The organism is Raoultibacter massiliensis, assembly GCF_900199545.1.
GTDB lineage: Bacteria > Actinomycetota > Coriobacteriia > Coriobacteriales > Eggerthellaceae > Raoultibacter > Raoultibacter massiliensis.
Window position 1 is genome coordinate 808933 of the sequence record NZ_LT962670.1, and the last position, 23137, is coordinate 832069.

Genomic DNA, 23137 nt, shown 5'->3' on the forward strand with positions numbered 1-23137 from the left:
GAAAGGAAGAACCGACCATATGGATGCAGTGATAGAAACACGGGGTCTGACGAAGCGCTACGGTGATTTCGCCGCCTTGGACGGCGTTGGCGTTTCGGTGCGTCGCGGCGAAATATTCGGGCTTATCGGCGATAACGGGGCCGGCAAGACAACGCTGTTCAAGCTGTTGTGCGGGCTGTCGTTTCCGAGTGCCGGCGAAGTGCGCCTCTTCGGCGTAACGGAACAAGCCGAGCTCGAAAGACAGCGGTCGCGCATAGGGGCCATCGTAGAGCAGCCGGGGTTCTACCCGAATCTGAGCGTAGAGAAAAACCTCGAGTACTATCGGATACAAAAGGGTGTTCCGGGCCAAGGGGTGGTTTCGGAACTGCTGGATCTCATGCGGCTCACCCATGCGAAAAGCCGGGCCTGCAAAGACCTTTCGATGGGAATGAAGCAGCGGCTGGGGATTGCGATGGCTCTTTTAGGCGAACCGGAGATCCTCATCTTAGACGAACCGATCACGGGGCTCGATCCGAGCGGCATCGTCGAGGTTCGAGCGCTTTTGCAGCGCCTTAACCGCGAGCGCGGCATCACCGTCATGCTTTCGAGTCACAACCTCGCCGAGCTCGAGCAGCTGGCGACCACATATGCGTTCATGAGCCATGGACGCATATTGGAGCAGGTGAGCGCTGAGCGTCTTGTTGCGCGGTGCGCCGATTGCATCGATATCGCGGTGAGCGATGCCGAGCGCTACACGGCGTTGCTTGAGAAAGATCTCGGGCAGGAGCATTATCAGGTGCTTCCCGACAAGACGGTGCGCATCTTCGACCCGCAGCTCGGCATAGAGGCGTATAGCGCGTTGGCGAGCGAGCAGGGGATGGGCATCTTCAAGCTCGAACGGCATCGTACCTCGCTCGAGCAGTACTACTTGAGCCTGAAGGAAAGGGGCGCCGCGTAATGATGAACTATCTGAAAAGCGAGTGGTATCGCGTTATCCACGGCAGCGAGCTGTACCGCATGACGGGCATTCTGTGCGCGGTTGTGCTCGCGATGAACGTTCTTCTGTATGCCATGACGTTTACAGACGATACGTTTCCCTATGCGACGGTGCGGTTCTCGCTCAGCAACCTTATGTATACGCTGACTGCGCTGTTCGTGCTCGGGAGCGTGCTCGCCGCCATGCTGTACGCCGATGACCGAAAGAACGGCACGATGAAAAACGCGATCGTCCACGGTTGTTCCCGAACGAGCCTGTTCATCGGCAAGTGCATCGTTTCGCTGGCGGCTGGGTTTATCTGCATGGTGGTCGTGTTGGTCGTCTATATTGGGAGCGCAGCGCTTTTGCTCGAGGGCCCTGCCGTAGAGCCTTCGGTCGATTTGCTGGTTGCCATCGTGGCGGCACTTCCCTCGACTGCGGCGATCGTGGTTCTTGCGGTGGCGCTCGACGGGTTCTTTTCGAAGACGACCAGCGCTGTGGTCGCGTTCGTGGCCATCGTGTTCGTCATTCCGCAGGCAATTGCCATCGTCGGCATGCGTTACGAGCCGATTGCGGAGTTGGCCAGCTGGTTGCCGTCGGTTTTGCACGGTTACAACGTGGGCGTCTTTCCTTTGGATTTCGCCAAGCCGTGGGAGCAGGCGTTCGGATGGGCAAAATGCATGATCGTCGGATTCGGGTGGTTGGCGGTGTTCGCGGGCATCGGTCTTTGGCGGGCTCGCCGGATCGAGCTGTAGAAAGGAAGGCGTATGGTCGAAGGGATTCTGATCGGTGCTCTTGTGGCGGCCCTTGCGGCTGCGGGATACTTCTTCCTGCGGTACTCCCTGTTGCGCCGGTCGCTTCGGGATGCCGATCGCGAGCTGAGCGAGATCGTGGAGGATTTGGGAGAGAACCGCATCGTCAAGCTGGCAGCACCCGATCGTGATCTGGAGGCGCTTCTCGGGACCGTCAACCGGGCGCTTGCGCGCATCCGAAGCGAAGCGGTGCGTTATGCGCGGCGGGAAGCCGATCTGAAATCCCAGATCGAGCGCATCAGCCACGACCTGCGCACGCCTTTGACTTCAATTCTCGGTTACTTGGCGCTTGTGGACGAGCGCGGTTTGAGCGAAGAGACGCGCGAATCCCTTGCGATCGTGCGACGCAAGGCCGATTCTCTGCAGCGGCTGATCGGACAGTTTTACGAACTTTCCTGCGTGAGGGGCGAGGATTATCTCCTTGACTTGGGCGAGGTCGAGGTTGGGCGGCTGGTGAAGGAATCGATTGCAGGGCAGTACCGCCTGCTTTCCGAAACCGGGCTCGATGTGTCTGTGTCTGTTCCCCCCGATGCGGTGATCGCATGGGCGAACGATGCCGCCGTCGAACGCGTGGTTGCGAACTTGGTGCACAATGCGGGCAGGTATGCAAAGACGACGTTCGAGGTACGGGTCTTCGGGGATTCAGATGAAGGCATCGTGCTGCTTTCGTTTGCGAACGACGTCGAGTCGCTCGACGAAGGAGATGTCTCGCGTCTGTTCGAGCCGTTCTACATGGTCGATGGTTCGCGCACGCAGGAAAGCTCGGGACTGGGCTTGACCATAGCGCAGCATCTCGTCGAGCGTATGGGCGGCACCCTGACGGCTCAAACCGAGGTGCGCGACGGCGCGCAATGGCTGCGATTCGAGGTTGCGCTCGCCTTGGCCGCCTCGACAGGCGTGAAGGAATAGATGGTGCGCTTTGTCGCGGAGTGCGTGTACGTGCGCGATCTGGCAGGTCGCGCACGTACGTGACGGCTGTGCTGCTAGCGCAGATCGACTGTCGTGCCTTCGATGCTCAGGGCGACCACGTCGTCGAAGTTCTCGATGGGGCTCACGAAGTAGAGGGTTCCCTCCTTCGTGTCCTCGTTAAGGGAAGAACCGCCGCTTATCGTTTTGCCGACTTCACTGGTCGAGCCGTTGCGGTACACGAGCTGCACCGCGGCTTGGACGTCGTGCGGGTCGGTCGCCGATTCGTAGGTGAAAGAGAGGATGACGCTGAGCGGCGACACTTCGACGGTGTTGACGACGAAGCCTTCTCCCGGACCGGGCAGCGCCGCTCGCGTTTCGGCCGTGAGAATTTCGACGCTGTCGGGCACGGTGAAGGAAACTTCCCAATCCCCCTCGATCAGGGTGTCGAAGGAGTGCCCGAAGACGTGCAACCGGAGGTACGGCAGGTCGGCGGCATCGACGCGGAAAACTTCTTCTTGATAGTCGCCAACTGCCTGAGCTGAGCCGTCGACCTGGCGTGATCCGTACCGTGCTCCGTAGTAACTGCCAACCTCTTTGCCTGTTCGAGTGTCGATGAGGTCGTACAACTGCGCCGACGCCCAGCCGCTGCTTACTGAATCGGCGGGGTTCATCTGAATATGGAGGAAGCCGTCGCGATAGGCGATGTTGGAGATGTAGCTGGTGTCGAGTCCGGGAATCTCGATGTGCATCTGGTCGCGGACCAGCACCTCCTCGATGTCTTCGGGCGCGGCAAGCCCGTCGCTGAGGAACTCCGTGCTCACGCCCCCGCTGAAACCGCGTTCGGCGTTCCAATCGATCGGCTCGAATGTGCCGCCACGGTCGAGCAGGTCAGCGAGGTTCAAATCGTCGGCGACGAGGTCGTGGTCGGTCTTGTTCGTGTAGATCTGCGAGAGGGACAACGTGGCGGTTTCGCCGGATGCGAGTCCTTCGCCTGTCACCATAAGCGTTGCGGTTCTGGTTTCGGGGTCGAAAGCGAGAGTCTCTTCGCCGTAACCGTATGGACCATCGGCATTCTCGCCGATCAAACGCATACCGCTCAAGGGCGAATCGCCGAAGAACAAATCCTCGGTCAGGCGATCGCCGGTTGCGTCCACAAGATCGACGATCAGGTAGACGGTGTCGCCGTCGTTGATCGCCGAGACCGTGTCGAGGCGAATGCCCTGATCGGTAGCTGTCGCGCCGACGGGCTGCGCCTGTTTTGCCACGTTGGAACCTCCTCCGAAGTACGAGACGAACAGCTCTTGGATGCGGTCGGCGTAGGTGAAGCCCGCCAGTACGACAAGCGCGGCGGCCGCAAGCAGCGCAACGAGGCGCCCGGTTCTGCGATGCGTGGTCTCGGAAGCCCGATCCTCTGCTCCCGCGGTTGCTGCTAGCGCTGCGGTCGGGGCGGCCGGCATGGTGCTTCGCTCGGTTCGGTCGCAAGCGCCATCGCGCTGCGCCGTCTTTGCAGTGGCGATTTTGCCGGCGAAGCGCGCGGCGATGCGAGCGGTAGCTCCTTCGTCGAAAGCGTGCTCGTAGGCCGCAAGGTCGGCGAGGGCTTCTGCTGACAGGTTTTCGAGGGGGTTCTTCATGGATGTCATCGTCGGTCCTCCTGATCGCCGGACAGTAAGATGGAGAGGGTTTTCTTTGCGCGGTACAGCCGGTTCTCCACTTCTTTCTTCGGAATCCCCATCGCTTCGGCGATAGCGGCCGGCTTTTGCTCGTAGAAGTAGCGGCGCGCAAGGATTTCGCGGGAAGGTTCGGGGAGATCGGCAAGCGCTTCGTAGAGTTCCTGGTAGTCAATCGGCTCTTCGGGCGGCTGAGCGAAGGTTTGCGCAAGTGCGTCATCGAAGCTTACGGCAACGGTGCCTGATCGTTTGCGGAACAGGTCGACGGCGAGGTTTTTCGTTATCGTGCACAGGTAGGTTTTCAGGCTGGCCTTTTCCGGGTCGAAGCGCTCGGGGTGTTGCCAGAAGCGGAAGAACGCCTCGCTCACGCACTCTTCGACGTCTTCGGTCGAAAACCCAGCGGATTTCGCCAGATGGCGCCCTGCGACCGTCCAGAGCAACCGGGAGTATTCGCCGATGATTTCTTCGTATGCGCGTTGGTCGCGGCGTCGCAGCCGCTCGATGAGCTCTTGCGAGTTCAATCGTCCTCCTTCGGTATGCTGCTTTGCGCGCCGCATTCGGTCGCGCTGCCGGCCTTTCGTAAGCTTACATACCCGTATTCGCAGCGATGGGGTGAAAACACTCGCCGTTTCGAGGATTCGACAGAAAATGTGCAAAGGGGCCAAGGAAAGAGCAGGTGCGGGAGACGGAGTGCGGTTCGTGGCGGTCCCGAGTCGCTGACGCTGCCAGTTCGATGCGGCTCACGCATCGAAAAGCATACGGTGGAGCTCCCTTCTTTTTTCGAGGGTTTCCTCATCGGCTTCGGGAAGTTCGACGCCGAGATGGCTGGCGACCGTTCGAGCGATCTCGTCGAGGCTCTCGAGGTTCTCGAGGTCTTCTTGTGTGACGGAAAGCACGGTGGCATCCGGATGGGCTGCAGCATCGAAGGGATTGCGGTTCGGGTCGTCGACGATATCGATTGCGATGTTGCCTTCGGGCCAATAGAGGCTCATGGGTTTCCCTTTCGTCGTTTTTTCTGTTGACGAGAAGCATAGCAGCACCGTTATAGCCAATCGAACTGATATTTTGCCCAGAAATCCAGCACGGAGCGAAGGTGCGCACGACTTCGCTCCAACCGATTTTCTGCTCATGGGGATACGGATCTGACGCCGATTGCCTGCAAACCTTATACGGATTGCGCTGAAGCGCGGGCGAGGTCGGTTGAGGAAGAGGGCGTGGCCGAACGCGGCAGTTTCATCGTGAACCCCGAGGGAAAAATCGTGTGTTACGAGGTGAACGCAGGCAACATCGGCCGCAACGCCGCGGAGCTTCTGCGTCGCGTACAGGCGAGCCAGTTCGTCGCCGCACGCGGCGACGCGGTGTGCCCGGCTCGCTGGATGCCGGGTGCTGAAGTACTCCATCCGGGTATCGATCTGGTTGGCAAGCTGTAGGCGCGCATCCAATCGGATAAGCGGTAAATCGCGGTGCCGGGGAACCCGGGGCCGCGGTACAATGGCTGCGAGAGAAAAGGATACGCGCATGTACGACGGAATAACGCAGCCCGGTCGCAACGGCGAGTGCTGGTGCGGCAGCGGCAGGAAATACAAGAAGTGCCATCTCGGCTTCGACGAGCGGCTTCAAGGACTTTACGATCAAGGGTTCGAGGTTCCCTTCCGCAGTTTGATCAAGACGCCCGAGGATATCGAGGGAATCAAGCGAAGCGCGAAGGTGAACGTCGGTGTGCTCGACTACGTGGCAGAACGCATCGGACCGGGCGTGACGACGGGCGAAATCGACCGCTGGGTGCACGACTACACGGTCGAACGCGGGGCGATACCGGCCCCGCTTGATTACGAAGGCTACCCGAAAAGCGTCTGCACATCGATCAACGAGGTCGTCTGCCACGGCATTCCATCCGATGACGAGGTGCTTGTCGAGGGCGATATCGTCAACATCGACTGCTCGACCATTTTGGACGGCTATTTCTCCGATTCGTCGCGCATGTTCTGCATCGGCGAGGTCGATGCAGAGAAAAAGCGGCTCGTCGATGTAACGAAGGAAGCAGTCGACAGGGCGCTTGCGCAGGTGAGGCCCTGGGGCTTGCTTGGCGATGTGGGGCATGTCGTGAACAAGTTCGCGAAAGAGAACGGCTACACGGTCGTGCGCGAGTTCGGCGGGCACGGCATCGGTCTCGAGTTCCATGAGGATCCGTTCGTGAGCTTCGTGGCCGAGGCTAACTCGGGTATGGTGCTCGTTCCCGGACTCGTGTTCACCATCGAGCCGATGATCAACATGGGTGCGCAGGAAATCGATATGAGCGATCCGAACGGATGGACCGTGCGCACGCTCGACCGCCAGCCGACCGCCCAGTGGGAGGTCCAGATCGTCGTAACCGAGGACGGCTACGAGCTTTTGTCCTGGTAGGGCGATCGATCGCGGTTGATCGGCGCTGGCTGCGGATAAAGCTCACTCTATCTTGTCGAGCAGATCGATGAGCTCGTCGCGCGAATGGACTCCTGCTTTCTGGTAGATGTGGCTGACATGGGTCTTCACGGTGTTGTACGAAAGGAACGTTTCGTTGGCGATCGATTGCAGCGTTCGTCCTTTCAGCAGGTATTCGAGCACATCCTGCTCGCGTGCGGAAAGCCCGTACATCCTCGCGACAACGCCGCATCGTCCTTCTATGTCGTGCAAAGGGTTGCCGCCCGACGCTCCGCTTCCGCCTACTCCGCTTCGCAGTTTTAAAACGGCCGCCTTGTCGCGCTCGCGGTTCTCCACGCTTTCGAACACCTTCGGGAAAAGCAAAATGCCAACGAGCAGCAATAGGTAGACGACGCCGAATGTGATTCCTATGGCCCATGTGCTCGAAAAATGCTGGATGGCTGAAACGAGTGCGGTTCCGGCGATGAGCCCTATGTCGATGGCGCTTGTTCCCCATGCAAACACGCGATGCGCCGGCACCCGTGCTTCCGATGCAAGCAACCCGAATTCGGTATAGGCGTAAACCAAAAACAAGTGGTATCCCGTAAGGGTCAGCACGCCCGCCCAAGATTCGAAACCGGAGAGGGAGGTGCTTTTGCCGGACGCAAGCGAGGGGATGATGAGCAGTCCTCCCGCAATAAGGGGTATGACCAGTCGGGAGAATACGAAGGTGCTGCGTTTTTCCATGAAGTAGTAGTCAAGGCAAATCGCAATCACTATCAGCATGCAGACACAAGAGAGGATGGTGTTCCATCCCGACGGGTTTCCTCCTGCCTCTGTGTAAGTGTGCCAGTTTTGAAACAGCCCCGTAGGGAGGGCTAGGATAAAGCAGCAGATGAAAAGGATCGCAACGTTGCGCTTTCCCTGTTGGAATATCGTTTTGAAAAATGGCGAACCCGCTTCGGCGCGGCGGTTTTCCTTGTGCGCGACGGTTGGTTCAGGTGCGGATCGAAGGGAGGCCGCGTCGCTTTTCGAGTCGAGGCTTTCGACGTGTTTCACGCAAAGCGATGTTACGGCGGGCAGCAACAGCGTCGTGCCGATGGCGGCGAGATCGGGAAGGTTGGGGATAAGCAGCGCGATGAGCATGCCCGCCACTATCGAGCCGCCCAGGATGAGCCGTTGCTCGCTGACTTGATTCAATCGGGCGTAGGGCTCGCACCCTAGCATCAGCATGCCCGCCGTTCCGATTCCCGATACAGCTGATCCGGCAAACACCAGTGCTGTGAAATCTCCATTCGCGTAGCCGATGGAAAGAAGCGCGGTTCCCCCGATGACGATCGCAGGGAACAAGGTTGTCGCTGTTCGACCGTGAAAGCCGATCGGGGTCTTCGCGCTGAGGGCGGCGAAAGCCAGCAGACTTACGCAATGCGCCACTACGTTTACGAGCCATGAAGCGTGGCTGAGGTCGGCGGATCCCGTTTGCCATAGGGATGCTGTGACCATGGACACGCTTGCCCAGGCCCAGTAGGAGCCGATGCCGATAAGGAGGCTAATCCCTTTTTCGAACCCTAAACCTTTTGCCATGAAGTTTGCCCATGCCCATCCGTGATCGATCCCAGCGATTCCCTCATACGCCATTATCTCAGAATCTCTCTCAAGTGCCCGCATCGCTGTGTGCGGCAACCTCACCCGTATCAGGTGATTATCAAGTGCACCCGATTCTTCCGATGACTTTCTTCTCCGATCGCCCCATTGTAAAAGTCGACTTGCCGGCCAAGCGATTTGCGCGGTATGGCGAGGTGCAGCAACGGATAGCGATTGAGAGGGGTCACTATGGAAAAGAATTTGTCGCGAAGGGGTTTTCTCGGATTGACGGCAGCGGGCGTCGCCCTTGCGGGAGCGGGGCTTGCCGGATGCAGTCCTGCCAATACGGGGGGCAACGCTGCGGCGAAGGAGGACGGCGGGGATTCGCCTTCTTACGAACCGGGCGAGATCGTCGAGACCATCGATGCCGATATCGTCGTCGTGGGCCTTGGCATGTCGGGGCTTGCTGCGGCGGTGCAGGCCGCCAACAACGGAGATGCGGTCGTTGGGATCGAGGCGACGAACACGACGGGCGGAAACGGCATCGGCGTAGAGGGCATCTTCGCTGTGGGCACGAAGCTGCAGAAAGATGCCGGCATCGAAGTCACTCCGGTTGAGATCATCCAAACGGAGATGGAAGAAGCCCAGATGGCAACAAACGGCGCTTTGTGGAACCGGTTTATAAACGCATCGGGCGACAACGTGGAATGGCTGATCGAGCAAGGCGTGCAGTTCTCTGGAATGGTCGACGACTACTTGGGGTCGGGCGTCGTGAGCTGCTTTCATTGGTTCGAGGGCGATGTTGCAAGCGTTGGCTATGTCCCTCAGATGACGGCCCGAGCCAAAGAGCTCGGCGTCGACATGCGCTTGGAGACTTCTGCGAAGCAGCTTATCATGTCCGACGGGAAGGTCGCCGGTCTTTACGCTGAGGATTCGGGTGGCAATACGCTGCAGATCAACGCGAAAGCCGTCATTCTCGCAACCGGCGGTTACGCGCAGAATCAGGAGCTCATGGAGGAGCGCGGATGGAATTGGGACAACATCATCTACGGTGGAACGCCCGGACATAACGGCGATGGGCTGAAGATGGCGTTCGACGTAGGCGCACGTAGCTTTGTGAGCAGCTCAACATTCAACTGCACGAACATTTGCGGTCGCGGCGACACCTTCGCATGGAAGGCCGATACGTTCACCTCGGTGTTCTGCGGTGCGGGGATGTTCGGAACGGGCGGCGCCCAGCTGTGGGTGAACGAAGACGGCGAGCGCTTTATCTGCGAGGATTTCGCGAAAGACAACTTCGAGATGCAGAGCGTGCCTGCCATGACGCACCGTGCCATGTACTCGGTGTTCGACCGCGCCATTCTCGAGGCGGGGTTGGCCGGGGATCCCGATATGCTGGAATTCGTAGACACCGATCCCGAAGACGATCTGTGCAAAGCCGACAGCATCGCCGAGCTTGCCGAATACTTCGGCATGGATGCCGCTGCACTGCAGGCGAGCGTGGATCGGTACAACGAACTGTGCGAGCAGGGTGCCGATGCTGATTTTGGGAAGCCCGCCGAATCCATGGTCCCCATTTCCACGCCCCCGTTTTACATGGCGAAGCTGAACCAGTACTACCTGATGTCGGTCGGCGGCATCGAGTGCAATATAGACGCGCAGGTGGTCAACCAGACCAAGGAGCCCATCGCCGGCCTGTACGCCGTCGGCACGGACGGCTGCATGCTGTATCGCAACATCTACACCATCAACGTGGGCGGTACGTGCAACGGCAACAACGTGAACTCCGGCCGCACGGCGGCCAATCACGCGCACGGCTATATCGCCGGCTAATGCTTCGCCGATTCGCATGGCGTACCGGCGCTCGCGACCTGCTTTGACAAAAGCCGCGGGTGGCACCGATCATGGGGCTCCGAGCCCACGCGATTGCCATCCCGGCTACTATGCGGCGTTCGTGTGCGATCTCGAGGGCAACAACATCGAAGCCGTCATTCGCGACTACGCGGAGTAGCCGAACCCGTTATCCTGGCGCCCGTCGTTTTTCGGCGGGCGCTTTCCTTCTCGAACGATCTTCAATTTCCCCCGGAAAGCGACCAATATGCCAACTTTAGGGCGCTATCGCCATTTTCGCGAGCAGGATGCGGTTTTGCGATTATACGCCCATGTCGAAGCAAGCGCATCAGGCTGAAAACAGCTTGCGTATTTCATCGACGAGCTGCTTTCGCGTGAACACGAGCAACCCGAGAAGAAACACGCTCGCGGTCAGGGCGCTGATGTTGGCGAGTACGTTCCACGTTGTGAGGCCGAGCGCAACGAGCGCGAGCGGAGCCAGCCCGAGCAGCACGTCGAAAAGCAGGTATTTTGCGTATCCCGAGACGAACGTCCCTCGGAATACGGCGAGGAGAACCGTGTCGAACACGAGGGCAACCAAGCATATGCCAGGGATGACGAACGTCGTTACGGCGAGGTTGCGCGTTACGAGGAACCATACGGCGGCGATGGCGAGCAGAACGAGGAAGTAGCGGACGACCATGCGCAGAAAGTCGGTCGTATGCATGAGTATGTTTCGTACGAACAGATAGTTTGCCAGAAGCGCTATGCAAACGGAGAGCACGATATCTCCCGGCAGCGAAAACAGGTTGCCGAAAAACACCATGAGCAAAAGGCAGGCGCCGGTGGCGAATGCCAGAACCTTGAGCGCGATGACCCCCGACTTCTTGATTTCGTTGCGCGGGTATACCGAAGGCTCGGCTTTTCCCGTGAGCTCCGTCTGGCACAGGGGGCATACGTCGAGGTCGCCGCTAAAATCAACAGCGCATTTATCGCATCGCTTCACAGACGGCCCCCGTTCTTCCTTCGTCCGGAAACCTTAGGTTCCTGGCTGCGCTTCATCGCGCGGGCGCCGTCGGCCTTGTTCCGCCTCGTTCTTCGCGCACCGCCCTCTTTGCCGCTCTTTTTCCCATGCGATGCCTCGGCGTCTTCGCTTAAAGGCGCCGTTTGGGAGCCGTCTTCGACATCGTTGCGAGCGGGGGCTTGGCCGCCGAGACGTTTGACCGATGTTTCGAACTTGACTTCGAGCCGATCCTCGGCAACCTCCTCGCTCGTTTTGTTGATGTTGACGCGGCCCGGTATTCCTTGGTCCGAGAAGTACCGGATGAAGTTCTTGACGACATCGAGGTTCGAATAGACCGTGGAAATGCCGATGCTCAGATCGTCGCCGAAGGAGCAGAGCGTGAAATTAAGCCCGACGGTGGACGTGAGTATGTTGACGTCGCGGATGTAGGGGGCAAGCCTTTCGTCGATGCGGATTTGGCCGAGATTGGAAACGGTCGTCGTGGTATCCCGTGCAGCCAGGCGGTTTGCGATGGCGAGGATGATGTCCTTCACGAACAGCGGGGCCAGGCGCAAAAGCGGGTTTTTCTCCAGCGCTATCATGCGGTTCATGCGAGATTTAAGCTGCTCGGCTTGAGTGGCTTCTTTGAGCTGGGCGTGTATGGCTTGGGCGATGCTTTCGACCGATTCGTCGTTTTCGCCGGGAGCATAGGAAACGAAGGCGAGTCCGAAGAAGTTCTTGACTGTCGTCGATTCGAAGAACTGGCGCAGGTCGACGGGGATGTCGATGCGAATGGCCCGGCTTCGATCGCGGCGCGGCATCTCCATGCGGATGGAACGCATGATCACGGCGATGAGCAGCGAGGTCATGCTCACGCCGTACGAGCGGGCAAGCTCGAGCATCTTGGCTGCCGAGGCGTGGTACTCCATGTACGTCGGATCCGCTTCGTCGCGCCAGCCTGTGAGGCGGTACACTTTGGGCGCATGGGTTGCGGCGGCCTTATTGCGCTCGTAGTACTTATCGAAGCTATTCTCCGACTTCTGGCTGTCCGAACCGTCGTATTCGAGGGCAACGCCCTGTATGCCGTATCGTTCCTGCACGTACGCATAGATAAGCGCCTTGAAGAAGTTCAGGGAGCCGCGCCCGTCGGACACCATGTGGGACACCTCGAAGTTGATGCGTTCCCGATAGTAGCTGACGCGGAACAGCACGCTTTTTGCGTTGACATGCAGGCCGAAGCAGATCGGCAGATTCTCGGGGCCTGCGGAGGGAGGCTCGCTTGCCTGTTCCAGATAGTGCCAGAACATGCCGCTGCGCAAGCATACGTTGAAATTCGGGAATACCGCGACCGTCTTTTCGAGAGCGCGCTGCAGCGCTTCGGGGTCGATGTCATCTGCAATCGTCGCCGAATAGCGGAATACCGTCTGGTTCGAACTGCCCGCCTGCGACGAGTAGAACTTTCCGACGTTGTCTAATCGGTACCAAGTATTCCGAGCCAAGCCTGTTCATCTCCCTCGGCGAGCTCTTCGCCATCCAAGAAATGCTTGATTATACGATACGTGTCCTTGACGAATCTGAACACGGAAGGGTACAGCAGATACCCGTGAACCGCATCGAGTACACGGTAGCACGCAACGTCGCTGCCTTCCAGATCCAACCGTCCTGCGAACGCTTCTCCCTCATCGCGCAGCGGACAGTATTCGGCCGTGATCACGAGCGTGCGGGGCTGCGCGGAGAGATCGGGCTCAAGAAGCGGCGCGAAGTAGGGGTTGTGCAAATCGTCGGGAGAAGATCGGTAGAGCTCCATGTATCCGACTATATCCTGAGAAGTGAGCAGGTAGTCCTCGCCGTTTTCCCGTACGGAATCGAACCACGACGTCGCGGGGTTGTGGTCGTTGTAGGTTGCGGGGTAGAGCAGCATCTGCGTGCGCGGCATGAATTCGCCGCGATCGCGCGCCATGAGCGATACCGCAGCGGCGAGGTTTCCGCCCGCGCTGTCGCCGAACAGCACGATGTTGTGAGCATCGGCATCGGCAAGCAACGTGCCCGCGTGGAGCTGCCTGGCTACTTCGTAGCAATCTTCGGGCGCTTGGGGAAACCGATGCTCGGGAGCGCGGCGGTAGTCGACCGACACCACGCGCCGTTCGAGTTTGAGCGCCGTGGTCGTGCAGGCGTCGATGTAGAAATCGACGCTTCCGTTGACCCAGCCTCCGCCATGGAAGAACAGGATCGTGCCGCGCGAGTCTTCGGTTACCTTGAGTCCCGAGCCGAGCGAGAAATCGATGTCGAGCGGAGTGAATACGCGCAGCGGAACCTCAAAGCCGTCCGCCATGGTGGCGGTTGCCTCGTCGATGCGGCAACGGGGATCGGGCAGGGTGAGCTTGCCGATGACATCTTCGGCCACACGCTGCGCTTCGTAGGATTTCCTGATATCGGGCTTGATCCGCGAGGCAGCCTTGAAAGCGGCGAGAACCGCCTTGTTGATGGGCATGGTCGTGCCGTCCTTTCGAGAAGGCGGAAGAGGTATCGATCCTCGGGATCCAACGTACCGCGCCGCGCAGGCATCTGCGCCGTCTTTCGATTGTATCGTAGCACAGGGAACCGCTCGAGCGGATGACGGTGCCCTTACGATAACTTCACGTCGGCCGCTCGTGCCGCTCGCCCGCGCGGCCGGGCGAGTGGGCGGCACGCCGCCTCGGACGGTCGGCTTTGGGCGGTGCTACTCGCCGTGCGCGGGGCAGGTGACCTCCATGGTGGCGAATGCGGCTGCCACGCGCTCGTATCGGTCGGCGTCGTAGCCGATTCGGTCGATCTCGGCGATATCGGCCCGGTCCTTCTCCCGTTCGGTTGCGACTTTCGAGGCGCGCACGGCCTCTATCGTGGACATGCCGACGATAGAGTGATCGGGCAGTTCGCGCATCTCGACGAAATCGGCCTCGTCAAGCCCTTCGATCGTGGCCAGGAACAGCGCATCGTATCCGGCGAACGAGGCGTGGACCGCGTTTCTCTGAGCGAGCTTTCCGCCCTCGATTCGAAACGGCGCGAAACTGACCATGACGCCGTCGATGATCGCGTGGACGCCGAAGTCGGTTTTTTCGGAGTTGCAGTCCAGCTCGAGGGAATCGAGTGCGGCATCGTAGAGCCCTTGCTCCTTCAGCCATGCGCGCACCGCAGGCATATCGTGGGCATGGGCTGAGAAGTCGACGTCGTCGTGGCAGCGTCCCGAATCGTTGCCCGAGACGATCCACGGGGCTATTCCTCCTTCGAGAAACGCTTTCCCGGAGAGCTCGGGTGCGTGCAGCACCTTGAGGGCAACCGCCTTCGCATCGGCAAAACTCGTTGTTTCCATACGCTCTCCCGTCTTTGCGGATTGTTGCGCGCCCGAAGCTGGGATGCGATTGGGCGGCGTATCAACCTGGCTTTATCGCTTGCGCACAGATTTTGCACGTAAGCGTTTCACCCCTGTTCGTCTGTTGGGGTGGATAGTCGCATGAGATAGTCGGCCTTCTTCGCCACCTCGTCTGCGGTGAGATCCGGCTCTTCGAACAGCCAAAGCCGAATGATGCCGACCAGCCCCGAGACCACGTAGTGAAACAAAAACGTCACGTCCTGTTTGGACATATGCGGGTTCGCGCGCTCCCAATCGTCGTGGTAGGCATGGTAGAGATAGGCGATTACCCGATCGATGAAATTGCCGTCCCCTCGGTTTTCGAACGCGCTTCGGATGATCACGCGATGATCCGAAGCGAACGAGACAAGCGCCGGCGCCATGTCGAACACGTTGGGGGGAAGCTGTTCGACGTAGCGTTCGAACCCGGCGAACAGATCGTCTTGCATGGCGAGGAGGAGTGCGAACTGATCGGAGTAGTACTTGTAGAACGTTTTTCGCGAGATGCCCGCCTGATCGCAGATCTCGCTTACGGTGATCTCCGAAACGGGCTTGATCTCGAGGGCTTGGAGAAACGAATCGAAGAGGCATTGCTTGGTGTAGCGCCGTCGCGAGTCTTTCGGTTCGATGTACATCGGATCTCCTTGCCGTACCGATTGCAGCGATCGGGTCGTCAAGCCGCTCGATCGCCTTCCATTATAAGCGCATATGCGGATTCGAGAAGCGTGGCGTTTTCAAAAAAATCGGTTTGCGATCGGGCTCTTCCATTGCTTTCGGGTCTATCGTTTCGTTTTGTGCGGGCGCCCGATTCCGCGAAGCAGCCGCGTCTGGGAAACGAGGAGGCGCGCTTCGCCGTGTGCAGCCCAAAGCAGGTATCTGAGCATCCGCTCCCGCTCGACGATTTTGAGGGTGGTCGCCGCTGGGAGCCTGCCTGCTTCGAGCCGCCTGCCGTATTCGGCTATCGAGTAAGCGTTTATGCGGAACTTGGCACCCATGAGCGTGGTTGCGGCGCATCCGAACTCTACGATAGGCGCCGTTTCGACCTTGCTCTTCCTTTCGATCCGCTTTGCCTCCCGGCTGTTGAATGGCCTGATGGCGATATGGTTCACCCCGCTTGAGAACGCGATGTCGACGCTGCATTGCAGCTGTTGGGATGTCTGGCCGGGCTGCGCGAACGCGAAGGCGAGCGATACGGTTTCGAAAGCGGCTTCTTTGAGCGCGGCGAGCGGAACGAGGTTTTCTACGGCGGGCTTTGCGGCAGATCTCGTGTTGCAAGGAGGGGGATCTGCCGCAATGGAAAGGTGCGCGATTCCCGCTTCGCGCAGCATGCGGAGCCTCTCGACCGTGACATCCGCCGCGGCGAGTTCGAACCCCACGCCATGCGTAACGGCAAACCGCCTGCGGACCGCCTGCATGATCGAGGCGATCGCCTGTTCGTCGAGAAGGGAGGTGTTTCCTTTGATGAACAGCGTGGTGATTGTTTTGCGATCGCGTTCGGCGGATGCGCCGATGGCGGTTCTCCAAGGAGCGGCGCCTGCCGCATCGACGGCGCCGACGACTGCGTGGACGACGGCCGCGTTGCCGGTTGCCGCGCCAGGCTGCGGCTGCGCGAGGATGCCGTGCTCTTCGCATGCATCTGCTGCGGGGACATGGATGTACATTCCCAGGTTGGATGCTTCTGCGTAGTCGAAGTACGAACCTCGCTCGCTTGAGAAGCGAAGAGGCCGGATCGAGCTGAGTTTCGTCGAACGCGCCAGGCATGCTTTGGCAAGCGAGGATACGGTACCCATGGTGCCTCCCATGATCGGTCTGTTCCTGATGTCTATATTGTAGACAAATGTTACCTAAGATACAATAGGCTATAAAAATAAATATATGATGATACGGAAAAACGATTGGCGATCGGCTCTGCATCGGGCCGCGCTGCGCTATGACGGGGTATACTTACTGTTCGCACGCTGGCTTCGGATCGGCGTGGTCGTAGGTGCGCGCGACGCGGAAAGGATCAGGGCGATGCGGGCATGGGGGCGACTTGCCGCGTGCGCGGTGCGGATCGACGGGCCGATGAGCCGGGAAGGCAGGGTGGTTATGGACAGTGCGGATGACGGGATTGCGAAGCGCGTTGCGCTCGGCATGAGCGGGGGAGTTGACAGCGCCGTTTCGGCCGCTGTGCTCATGCGCGCAGGATACGAGGTCGTCGGAGTCACCTGCCTGTTCACCGATGACGATAAATCTCGCGATGCGGCGGCCGATGCCGCAGACGTTTGCCGCATCCTCGGCATCGAGCATGCGGTTTGGGAATGCTCGGCGGCGTTCGAGCGCGAGGTCATCGGTTCGTTCGTAGACGATTACGCACACGGGCTCACGCCGAGTCCATGCGTTTCATGCAATGCCCGGTGCAAGATCCCGCAGTTGCTGGCTGCGGCCGACGGGCTTGGATGCGCGAAAGCGGCCACGGGGCATTACGCGCGCATCGCACGCCTTGATGAAACCGGTCGTTTCGTTGTCAAAACCGCGCTCGACGCCGCTAAAGATCAAAGCTACATGCTTTCGCAGTTGACGCAGGAGCAGCTTTCGCGTCTCGTGCTTCCTTTGGGCGGCGCGACGAAGGCGGATGTTCGTCTTCTCGCATCCGATCTTGCGCTGCCTGTCGCCGATAAGCCCGAAAGCCAGGATATTTGCTTTATCGAGGGCGATCACCTGACGTTTCTCGAAGAGCGCGGCGTCAACGACGAGCCGGGCAAGATCGTCGATGCGACGGGGAACGTCCTTGGCCGTCATGCCGGTTTGTTCCGCTACACCATCGGTCAGCGCAAGGGGATAGGCATCGCGGCGCCCGAGCCGTATTACGTGATAGGGAAGCGCTTCAAGCAAAACGAGCTTGTCGTGGGTTTCAAAGACGAGGCGCTCATCAGCTATGCGAAGATTGCAAGCCCCAACTGGCAGGCGTTCGAGGTGCTGGCCGAGCCGCTCGAGTGCATGGTGAAGCTCCGCTACCGGAGCACACGGGTTGCCTGCACGGTGGGGCCTTGCGACGACGGATCGGTCGACGTGCGCCTTGTCAGCCCGCAGCCGACAACGGCGCCGGGGCAGCATGCGGTCTTCTACATGGGAGAAACCGTGCTCGGAGGCGGCATGATCGAAGAGGTGTAGCTTTTTGCAGTCGCATGTCGCCGATGCGGATTCTCGAGGCGGATGAAATCCGCCTGCGCTGCGGCGTCGCCGACGAAACGGTTCGGCGACGCCGTGGAACGCCTTTATCTGTTCGGGGCTGCTGTGCTATGATGCGCGATATGATGCAGGTCGGAATACAAGGAGGTCGCAAGGCATGAAAAAGGTTTTCATCATCGGTGGTATGGGAGCCGGAAAGTCGATGGCGACCCAAGCGCTCGCGGAGCAAGGATTGCCTTCCATCGATCTCGACGAAGTCGGCCATGAGGTTCTGACGCGCGATTACGTAAAAGCCGATCTGGTCGAGGCGTTCGGCGACGGCATTCTCGATGAAACGGGAGAGGTTAACCGCCCGGCTCTTGCGGCTAAGGCCTTCGTGGACGAGGTGCATACGAGCCTGCTTAACAGCATCACGATGCCGCGCATCGAAGAGACGTTCGCCGATCGCGTTGACGAGCTCGAAAAGAGCGGAAGCGAAGCGGTGGTCATCGAGTACTCGGCATTCAGAAACAAGGATGTCTCTTTGGCCGCGAAAGCGGATTGCATCATTGCGGTGCTCGCTCCGCTCGACGTGCGCATTGCGCGTGCGGTGGCTGCGGGTTGGGATGAGGACGACGTGAGGCGCCGCATCGCCCGGCAGATCACCGACGCCGAGCGCATCGACGCCGCCGATGTGGTGTTCCATAACGATTCGACCCCCGATGAGCTGAAGTGCCAGGTGGTCGAATGGTGGAACGGCTTCAAGGGCGAAAACTAACGGTTCGGTACAATTTTCACGAACATCTGTTCACTACTCGTAGCTTGTGCTACGCTTATCCTCTTATGCATTTATTCGTCCGAAACGGACAACCGACATGAGAAAGGAGAAGCGATGGCTCATCTTTCGAATATAGAGGGAATGGAAATGGCGGGCAAGCCCCAGGAGGTTCGCCTCGCGTCAACCCCGTTTCGGGCGGTTTCGCCTTTCGAGCCCGCAGGCGATCAGCCGCAGGCGATCGAGCGGCTTGCGAGCAACGTCGAAAGCGGCATGCGCTACCAGACGCTTCTGGGCGTGACGGGGTCGGGCAAGACCTTCACGATGGCGAAGGTCATCGAGAAAACGCAGAAGCCCACGCTCGTCATGGCGCCGAACAAGACGCTTGCGGCGCAGCTTGCATCCGAATTGAAGGAGTTCTTCCCCGATAACTCGGTCGTCTACTTCGTCAGCTACTACGATTACTACCAGCCCGAGGCGTACGTGCCCTCGAGCGATACGTTCATCGAAAAAGACGCCTCCATCAACGAAGAGGTTGAGAAGCTGCGCCACGCCGCAACCTCGGCGCTGCTTTCGCGGCGCGATTGCATCGTCGTCGCTTCGGTTTCGTGCATTTACGGCATCGGCTCTCCGATGGATTACGCGGGGATGGCGGTATTCGTCGATAAAGACAAGGAGATGGATCGCGATACGGTCATCCATGATCTCATCGACATCCAGTACGACCGCAACGACTACGAGCTCAAGCGCGGAACCTTTCGCGTGCGCGGTGACAACCTCGACGTGTTCCCCCCGTATGCCGATAACCCCATCCGCATCGAGTTTTGGGGTGATGAGATCGAACGCATCGCCGAAGTCGATAACGTGACCGGCGAAGTGCTGAACGATTTCGAGGCTCTGCCGCTGTGGCCCGCCTCGCACTACGTGACGGCGCGGCCGAAAATGGACAAGGCTCTGAAAACCATCGGCGAAGAGCTGCGCGATCGCTTGCAGCAGTTCAAGGAAGAGGGCAAACTGCTCGAAGCCCAGCGTCTCGAAATGCGCGTCAACTACGATCTCGAGATGCTCGAAACGATGGGGTTCTGCTCGGGCATCGAGAATTATTCGCGCCATATGGATGGCCGCGAACCGGGTGAGCCTCCCTATACGCTCATCGATTACTTTCCGAAGGATTTCCTCTGCATCATCGATGAAAGCCATGTAACGGTACCGCAGATCCGAGGCATGCACGAGGGTGACCGCAGCCGCAAGATCACGCTTGCCGAGCACGGTTTTCGTCTGCCCAGCTGTCTGGACAACCGCCCGCTGCGCTTCGACGAGTTCGAGGACCGCGTTCCGCAGTTCATCTACGTATCGGCGACTCCCGGCGATTACGAGGAGAAGGTATCGCAGGACAAGGTCGAGCAGATCATTCGGCCGACGGGGCTTCTCGATCCCGAGATCATCGTGCGCACCTCGGCTTCGCAGATCGACGACATCATCGACGAGGCGAAGGAGCGCGCTGCTCGCAACGAGCGCGTGCTCATCACCACGCTCACGAAGAAGATGGCCGAAGACCTGACCGACCATCTGCTTGATCAGGGTGTGAAGGCGCGCTACATGCATTCCGACATTGCTACGCTCGAACGCGTCGAGATCCTGCGCGATCTGCGCCGCGGCGAATTCGACGTGCTCGTGGGCATCAACCTGCTGCGCGAGGGCCTCGATTTGCCCGAGGTTTCGCTCGTGGCGATCCTCGATGCCGATAAGGAAGGGTTCTTGCGCAACCATCGCTCGCTCATCCAGACGATCGGCCGCGCGGCCCGCAACGTTTCGGGGCAGGTGATCATGTATGCCGACAAAATCACCGATTCGATGCGGCTCGCCATTGACGAGACCCGCCGCCGTCGTGAAATCCAGATGCAGTACAACGAGGATCACGGCATCGAACCGCAGACCATCCGCAAGGCCATCAACGATATCATGAGCTACGTGAAGGACGAGGTTGGCAATACTACGGCCGAGCAAGTGAACCTTGAGCTCGCAGCTCTTTCGCGCGAAGAGGTGCTGCGCATCATCTCTTCGATGGAAGACGACATGGCGTCGGCGTCCAAGAACATGGATTTCGAAGAAGCGGCTCGTCTGCGCGACCAGGTGGTCAAACTGCGCGCCCAGGTCGAGGGGGCGACTGAGGACGATGTGCTCAAGCGGCTCAAGAAGGACGCCCGCAAGGGCAGTGCGTTCGGCAATCGCAAGCATGCCGCCTATGGCTCGAGCCAACGGGCGTAGGGCCGCAGATCGGCGCAGCGGGCCGACCGGTTGAACAGGCGAAACGAGAACCCGGCAGCCGCTTGGTGTGGGCTGCCGGGTAGTTGGCGCCAAGCGTGCTCGCCAGTAAGACGCGCACGCTGGAGGCTAGGCGGTCTCGGAAAGCGAGGCTGCTTTTTCGCGGTTCGATCCGCTTGCTTGGGCGCGCATTGCACGGGCATCGTCGAAAGCGACCCGCTTCGGCAGCTCCGCGAATTCGGAAAGGAGATACCGCACGAGATCGGAGCGGCTTACCGTGCCAGCGAGCTTCCCGTCGGCAACGACGGGTAGCTTCTTAATGCGCGGGTCCGAAAGTGCAAGGCAGACGTTTTCCACCGAGGCGTCCTTCTCGATGCAGATGACCTTTTTCGTTGCGAGCTCCATGACGTTTGTCGAAAGGAGCTTCGGCACGCGCTGGGCAAGCTCGCCCCGTTCGGCGATCGACATGTAGGCGTAGAGCGGGTCCATCGCCTTGCGTTCGCCTCCAGCGAGGTAGCGCATGATGTCTCCATCGGTGATGAAACCGACGACTTCGTTGCGGGGGTCGACGACGGGGATGCCGCCTGTTTGGGTTTTCACCAGGGTGTCGACGGCTTCGAGCACGGTGGCCGAGCTGCTCACCCGGTAGGCATCGGCTTTCCCGATAAGCGAGAGGATAGATGCGTTTTGGACGGGGGCGGGAGCGGTTTGGTTTCCTCCGGAGGATTCAAGTGCGCCTTTGCGCGCGTAGTACACCGAGACCAAGAATCCTATCACCGCGCAAACGGCCGCCGCGAACACCGCGCTCGAGAATCCTGCTGCTTGAGCGAGGGCTGGCGCCGTTCCCGCTTGGGTTTCGGCACCGACGCGCGTCGAGAAGATGCCGACGAACAGGGCGGGCCCGACGCAAGCTGCGATCTGGATGAACAGGTTCATGATCGTTACGCCGTTGCCGTTCTGGCTGCGATCGAGACTGGCGAGCCCAGCCGTTTGGGAAGGGGAGAAGATGAGCCCCACGCCCGCGTATACAAGCACCGAACCGGCGAGCACGGGCACGAGCGCCGCCTCCATCGAGACGAATGCGATTCCGATTTGCCCGATGGCGATTATGCCGAACCCGATGGGCAAGAGCGGCCATGCGCCGATCCTGTCCATGATGCGTCCCCCGAAGATGGCGGTAGCGGAGTTGACGAGCACGGGTACGAGGATGAGCAGCCCGGCCACAAGCGCCGAAGCCTCGAGCGATCCCTGGTAGTAAAGCGGCAGCAGCACGCTCATAGAGAACGTGGTCATCATGGCCACGATCACAAGCGGGCATGCGAGGGCGAATCGGGGATTTGCGAGGGGAGAGAGGTCGATCAGCGGATCGTCGAGCTTTTTCTGCCGCAGCGCGAACGCCGCAATAATCGCCACGCCGACGATGAGGCCGGCAAAGCCGACGACGATATCGGATGTGAACGACGAGAGCCCGTAGACGAAGGCGGTCAAACCGATGGCGGCAAGGGCAACCGAGGGCGCATCGAGGGCGGCCCGTTTGGTTTCGAGGATGTTCTTCACGGCGAAGATGCCGACGATTGCGATGACGGCGATGGCAACGGTGGGCAGCAGAAAGACCGATCGCCAGCCCAAATACGTTACCATCAGGCCCGAAACGACGGGCGCGAAGGCGGGGCCGAGCGTGATGCAGCAGCTTCCGATGGAAAGGTAGGTGCCGAGCCGCTGCTTGGGCGCCACTGCGAGCACCGAAGTCATCATCAGGGGAATGAAGATGCCGGTTCCTACGGCCTGGAGCAGACGGAATGCGAGAAGCAGGGGGAAAGTGGGAGCAACAAGGCACGCCGCCGAGCCGGCTACGAGGAACGCTGACCCGATGAAGAACAGCGTGCGAAGCGTGAAGCGTCGGGATAGATACGCCATGCAGGCGACGACGATGGCCGTCACTATCATGTAGCCGGTAACGAGCCACTGCGCGAGCCCCGGATCAACCGAGAACGCGGCGATGATATCGACGAGTGCTACGTTGACGATGTTTTCGTTGAAGGCGGCGACGAATGCTGCGCCGTAGAGCACTGCCAGCATAGGCAGCTGGTTTTTCTTATTCAATTGAGCATGATCCTTTCTGTGGCTCGACGGAATTCGAGAGTAACGCCTCTCGCATCGAGCTTGAGCGAGCGCTTATTCTAGCGGAGAGCCCATGCCCTTCGTAAGCGTTATTTTGTGGAGATTTGAACAGGGGTTGTGGGATTCTGGCAAAGCGGGCCGTCGCGGGTTGGCTCGTTGCGGGTCGCGCATTTCGTGGAGCATCGCCTTTGTGTTGTGTTCCCTGAAGTCGAGAACCTGGCACAAAATTGGACCTGTGGCAATTTTCCAATTTATTACTCTATTGTTTTTGGAATAAT

General features: G+C 59.7%; 20 protein-coding genes and 1 pseudogene. 10 read left to right on the forward strand and 11 right to left on the reverse strand.

The genetic code is table 11. The features are described 5' to 3' along the window. The first annotated feature begins 19 nt into the window (after positions 1 to 19). From C1719_RS03330 to C1719_RS03340, 3 genes are read left to right on the forward strand one after another with little or no spacing between them, the layout of a single operon-like run. The gene (locus C1719_RS03330; protein WP_102373786.1) at positions 20 to 937 is read left to right on the forward strand and encodes an ABC transporter ATP-binding protein; all 918 of its coding nucleotides are present in this window, start codon (positions 20 to 22) and stop codon (positions 935 to 937) included. After that, positions 937 to 1710 carry an ABC transporter permease gene (locus C1719_RS03335; RefSeq protein WP_102373787.1) on the forward strand — a complete coding sequence of 258 codons (774 nt, stop codon included), beginning with the start codon at positions 937 to 939 and terminating at the stop codon, positions 1708 to 1710. Before C1719_RS03330 ends, C1719_RS03335 begins: the two co-directional genes overlap by 1 nt. Before the next feature lie 12 nt (positions 1711 to 1722). Then, positions 1723 to 2676 (forward strand): sensor histidine kinase, encoded by a 954-nt coding sequence (locus C1719_RS03340; protein WP_102373788.1) that lies wholly within the window; start codon positions 1723 to 1725, stop codon positions 2674 to 2676. Positions 2677 to 2750: 74 nt separating this feature from the next. Here the strand turns inward: C1719_RS03340 and C1719_RS03345 are convergent, their stop codons facing one another. The 3 genes from C1719_RS03345 to C1719_RS03355 form a co-directional block, all read right to left on the reverse strand. After that, positions 2751 to 4316, reverse strand: a complete 1566-nt coding sequence (locus C1719_RS03345; RefSeq protein WP_102373789.1) for a hypothetical protein — start codon at positions 4314 to 4316, stop codon at positions 2751 to 2753. After that, positions 4313 to 4864, reverse strand: coding sequence for an RNA polymerase sigma factor (locus tag C1719_RS03350; RefSeq protein WP_180963446.1), 552 nt, complete (start codon positions 4862 to 4864; stop codon positions 4313 to 4315). The genes C1719_RS03345 and C1719_RS03350 overlap by 4 nt, the downstream gene beginning before the upstream one ends. A 219-nt stretch (positions 4865 to 5083) precedes the next feature. Next, positions 5084 to 5335, reverse strand: a complete 252-nt coding sequence (locus tag C1719_RS03355; protein ID WP_102373791.1) for a hypothetical protein — start codon at positions 5333 to 5335, stop codon at positions 5084 to 5086. Positions 5336 to 5542: 207 nt separating this feature from the next. On the opposite strand from C1719_RS03355, the pseudogene C1719_RS03360 reads away from it, so the two are divergent. Beyond that, a pseudogene (locus C1719_RS03360) lies at positions 5543 to 5773 on the forward strand (peroxiredoxin); the annotation flags it as partial. Positions 5774 to 5861: 88 nt separating this feature from the next. Further along, positions 5862 to 6746, forward strand: coding sequence for a methionyl aminopeptidase (locus C1719_RS03365; protein ID WP_102373792.1), 885 nt, complete (start codon positions 5862 to 5864; stop codon positions 6744 to 6746). A 42-nt stretch (positions 6747 to 6788) separates the two neighbouring features. Here C1719_RS03365 and C1719_RS03370 read toward each other — a convergent pair whose 3' ends face one another. Next, on the reverse strand, positions 6789 to 8327 hold the full coding sequence (locus tag C1719_RS03370; protein ID WP_180963447.1) for a helix-turn-helix transcriptional regulator: 1539 nt from the start codon (positions 8325 to 8327) through the stop codon (positions 6789 to 6791). Positions 8328 to 8576: 249 nt separating this feature from the next. Here C1719_RS03370 and C1719_RS03375 point away from each other — a divergent pair, with 249 nt between their 5' ends. Both C1719_RS03375 and C1719_RS16175 read left to right on the forward strand, forming a co-directional pair. Beyond that, positions 8577 to 10160 (forward strand): FAD-dependent oxidoreductase, encoded by a 1584-nt coding sequence (locus tag C1719_RS03375; RefSeq protein ID WP_102373996.1) that lies wholly within the window; start codon positions 8577 to 8579, stop codon positions 10158 to 10160. Positions 10161 to 10203: 43 nt separating this feature from the next. Further along, a complete protein-coding gene (locus C1719_RS16175; RefSeq protein WP_281255967.1) occupies positions 10204 to 10338 on the forward strand; it encodes a VOC family protein in 135 nt (44 codons plus the stop codon). A 168-nt stretch (positions 10339 to 10506) separates the two neighbouring features. On the opposite strand, the gene C1719_RS03385 is transcribed toward C1719_RS16175, so the two are convergent. From C1719_RS03385 to C1719_RS03410, 6 genes are all read right to left on the reverse strand, one after another. Continuing rightward, a complete protein-coding gene (locus tag C1719_RS03385; RefSeq protein WP_102373794.1) occupies positions 10507 to 11163 on the reverse strand; it encodes a DUF6320 domain-containing protein in 657 nt (218 codons plus the stop codon). Next, entirely contained in the window at positions 11160 to 12659 is a 1500-nt protein-coding gene (locus C1719_RS03390; RefSeq protein ID WP_245874310.1) for a phthiocerol/phthiodiolone dimycocerosyl transferase family protein, read from the reverse strand. Before C1719_RS03390 ends, C1719_RS03385 begins: the two co-directional genes overlap by 4 nt. After that, on the reverse strand, positions 12632 to 13651 hold the full coding sequence (locus C1719_RS03395; RefSeq protein WP_102373795.1) for an alpha/beta hydrolase: 1020 nt from the start codon (positions 13649 to 13651) through the stop codon (positions 12632 to 12634). The genes C1719_RS03390 and C1719_RS03395 overlap by 28 nt, the downstream gene beginning before the upstream one ends. Before the next feature lie 228 nt (positions 13652 to 13879). Then, positions 13880 to 14509, reverse strand: a complete 630-nt coding sequence (locus tag C1719_RS03400; protein WP_102373796.1) for a hypothetical protein — start codon at positions 14507 to 14509, stop codon at positions 13880 to 13882. Positions 14510 to 14616: 107 nt separating this feature from the next. Next, a complete protein-coding gene (locus C1719_RS03405; RefSeq protein WP_102373797.1) occupies positions 14617 to 15183 on the reverse strand; it encodes a TetR/AcrR family transcriptional regulator in 567 nt (188 codons plus the stop codon). A 144-nt stretch (positions 15184 to 15327) separates the two neighbouring features. Next, positions 15328 to 16338: a hypothetical protein gene (locus C1719_RS03410; protein ID WP_219717781.1), complete on the reverse strand. Its 1011-nt coding sequence runs from the start codon at positions 16336 to 16338 to the stop codon at positions 15328 to 15330. 298 nt (positions 16339 to 16636) lie between these two features. Here C1719_RS03410 and mnmA point away from each other — a divergent pair, with 298 nt between their 5' ends. The 3 genes from mnmA to uvrB all read left to right on the forward strand — a co-directional run bounded on the left by mnmA (position 16637) and on the right by uvrB (position 20741). Beyond that, positions 16637 to 17701: a tRNA 2-thiouridine(34) synthase MnmA gene (mnmA, locus tag C1719_RS03415; RefSeq protein ID WP_102373997.1), complete on the forward strand. Its 1065-nt coding sequence runs from the start codon at positions 16637 to 16639 to the stop codon at positions 17699 to 17701. Positions 17702 to 17876: 175 nt separating this feature from the next. Continuing rightward, positions 17877 to 18476 carry a dephospho-CoA kinase gene (gene coaE, locus C1719_RS03420; protein ID WP_102373799.1) on the forward strand — a complete coding sequence of 200 codons (600 nt, stop codon included), beginning with the start codon at positions 17877 to 17879 and terminating at the stop codon, positions 18474 to 18476. A 114-nt stretch (positions 18477 to 18590) separates the two neighbouring features. After that, positions 18591 to 20741: an excinuclease ABC subunit UvrB gene (gene uvrB, locus C1719_RS03425; protein WP_102373800.1), complete on the forward strand. Its 2151-nt coding sequence runs from the start codon at positions 18591 to 18593 to the stop codon at positions 20739 to 20741. Between the two features lie 126 nt (positions 20742 to 20867). On the opposite strand, the gene C1719_RS03430 is transcribed toward uvrB, so the two are convergent. Next, on the reverse strand, positions 20868 to 22841 hold the full coding sequence (locus C1719_RS03430; RefSeq protein WP_245874312.1) for an MFS transporter: 1974 nt from the start codon (positions 22839 to 22841) through the stop codon (positions 20868 to 20870). Positions 22842 to 23137: the final 296 nt, after the last annotated feature.

Coding starts and splice junctions, on each gene's coding strand:
- C1719_RS03330 (WP_102373786.1), top strand. CDS start 20: ATGGATGCAGTGATAGAAACACGGGGTCTGACGAAGCGCTACGGTGAT.
- C1719_RS03335 (WP_102373787.1), top strand. CDS start 937: ATGATGAACTATCTGAAAAGCGAGTGGTATCGCGTTATCCACGGCAGC.
- C1719_RS03340 (WP_102373788.1), top strand. CDS start 1,723: ATGGTCGAAGGGATTCTGATCGGTGCTCTTGTGGCGGCCCTTGCGGCT.
- C1719_RS03345 (WP_102373789.1), bottom strand. CDS start 4,316: ATGACATCCATGAAGAACCCCCTCGAAAACCTGTCAGCAGAAGCCCTC.
- C1719_RS03355 (WP_102373791.1), bottom strand. CDS start 5,335: ATGAGCCTCTATTGGCCCGAAGGCAACATCGCAATCGATATCGTCGAC.
- C1719_RS03365 (WP_102373792.1), top strand. CDS start 5,862: ATGTACGACGGAATAACGCAGCCCGGTCGCAACGGCGAGTGCTGGTGC.
- C1719_RS03370 (WP_180963447.1), bottom strand. CDS start 8,327: ATGGCAAAAGGTTTAGGGTTCGAAAAAGGGATTAGCCTCCTTATCGGC.
- C1719_RS03375 (WP_102373996.1), top strand. CDS start 8,577: ATGGAAAAGAATTTGTCGCGAAGGGGTTTTCTCGGATTGACGGCAGCG.
- C1719_RS03395 (WP_102373795.1), bottom strand. CDS start 13,651: ATGCCCATCAACAAGGCGGTTCTCGCCGCTTTCAAGGCTGCCTCGCGG.
- C1719_RS03400 (WP_102373796.1), bottom strand. CDS start 14,509: ATGGAAACAACGAGTTTTGCCGATGCGAAGGCGGTTGCCCTCAAGGTG.
- C1719_RS03405 (WP_102373797.1), bottom strand. CDS start 15,183: ATGTACATCGAACCGAAAGACTCGCGACGGCGCTACACCAAGCAATGC.
- C1719_RS03410 (WP_219717781.1), bottom strand. CDS start 16,338: ATGGGTACCGTATCCTCGCTTGCCAAAGCATGCCTGGCGCGTTCGACG.
- mnmA (WP_102373997.1), top strand. CDS start 16,637: ATGGACAGTGCGGATGACGGGATTGCGAAGCGCGTTGCGCTCGGCATG.
- coaE (WP_102373799.1), top strand. CDS start 17,877: ATGAAAAAGGTTTTCATCATCGGTGGTATGGGAGCCGGAAAGTCGATG.
- uvrB (WP_102373800.1), top strand. CDS start 18,591: ATGGCTCATCTTTCGAATATAGAGGGAATGGAAATGGCGGGCAAGCCC.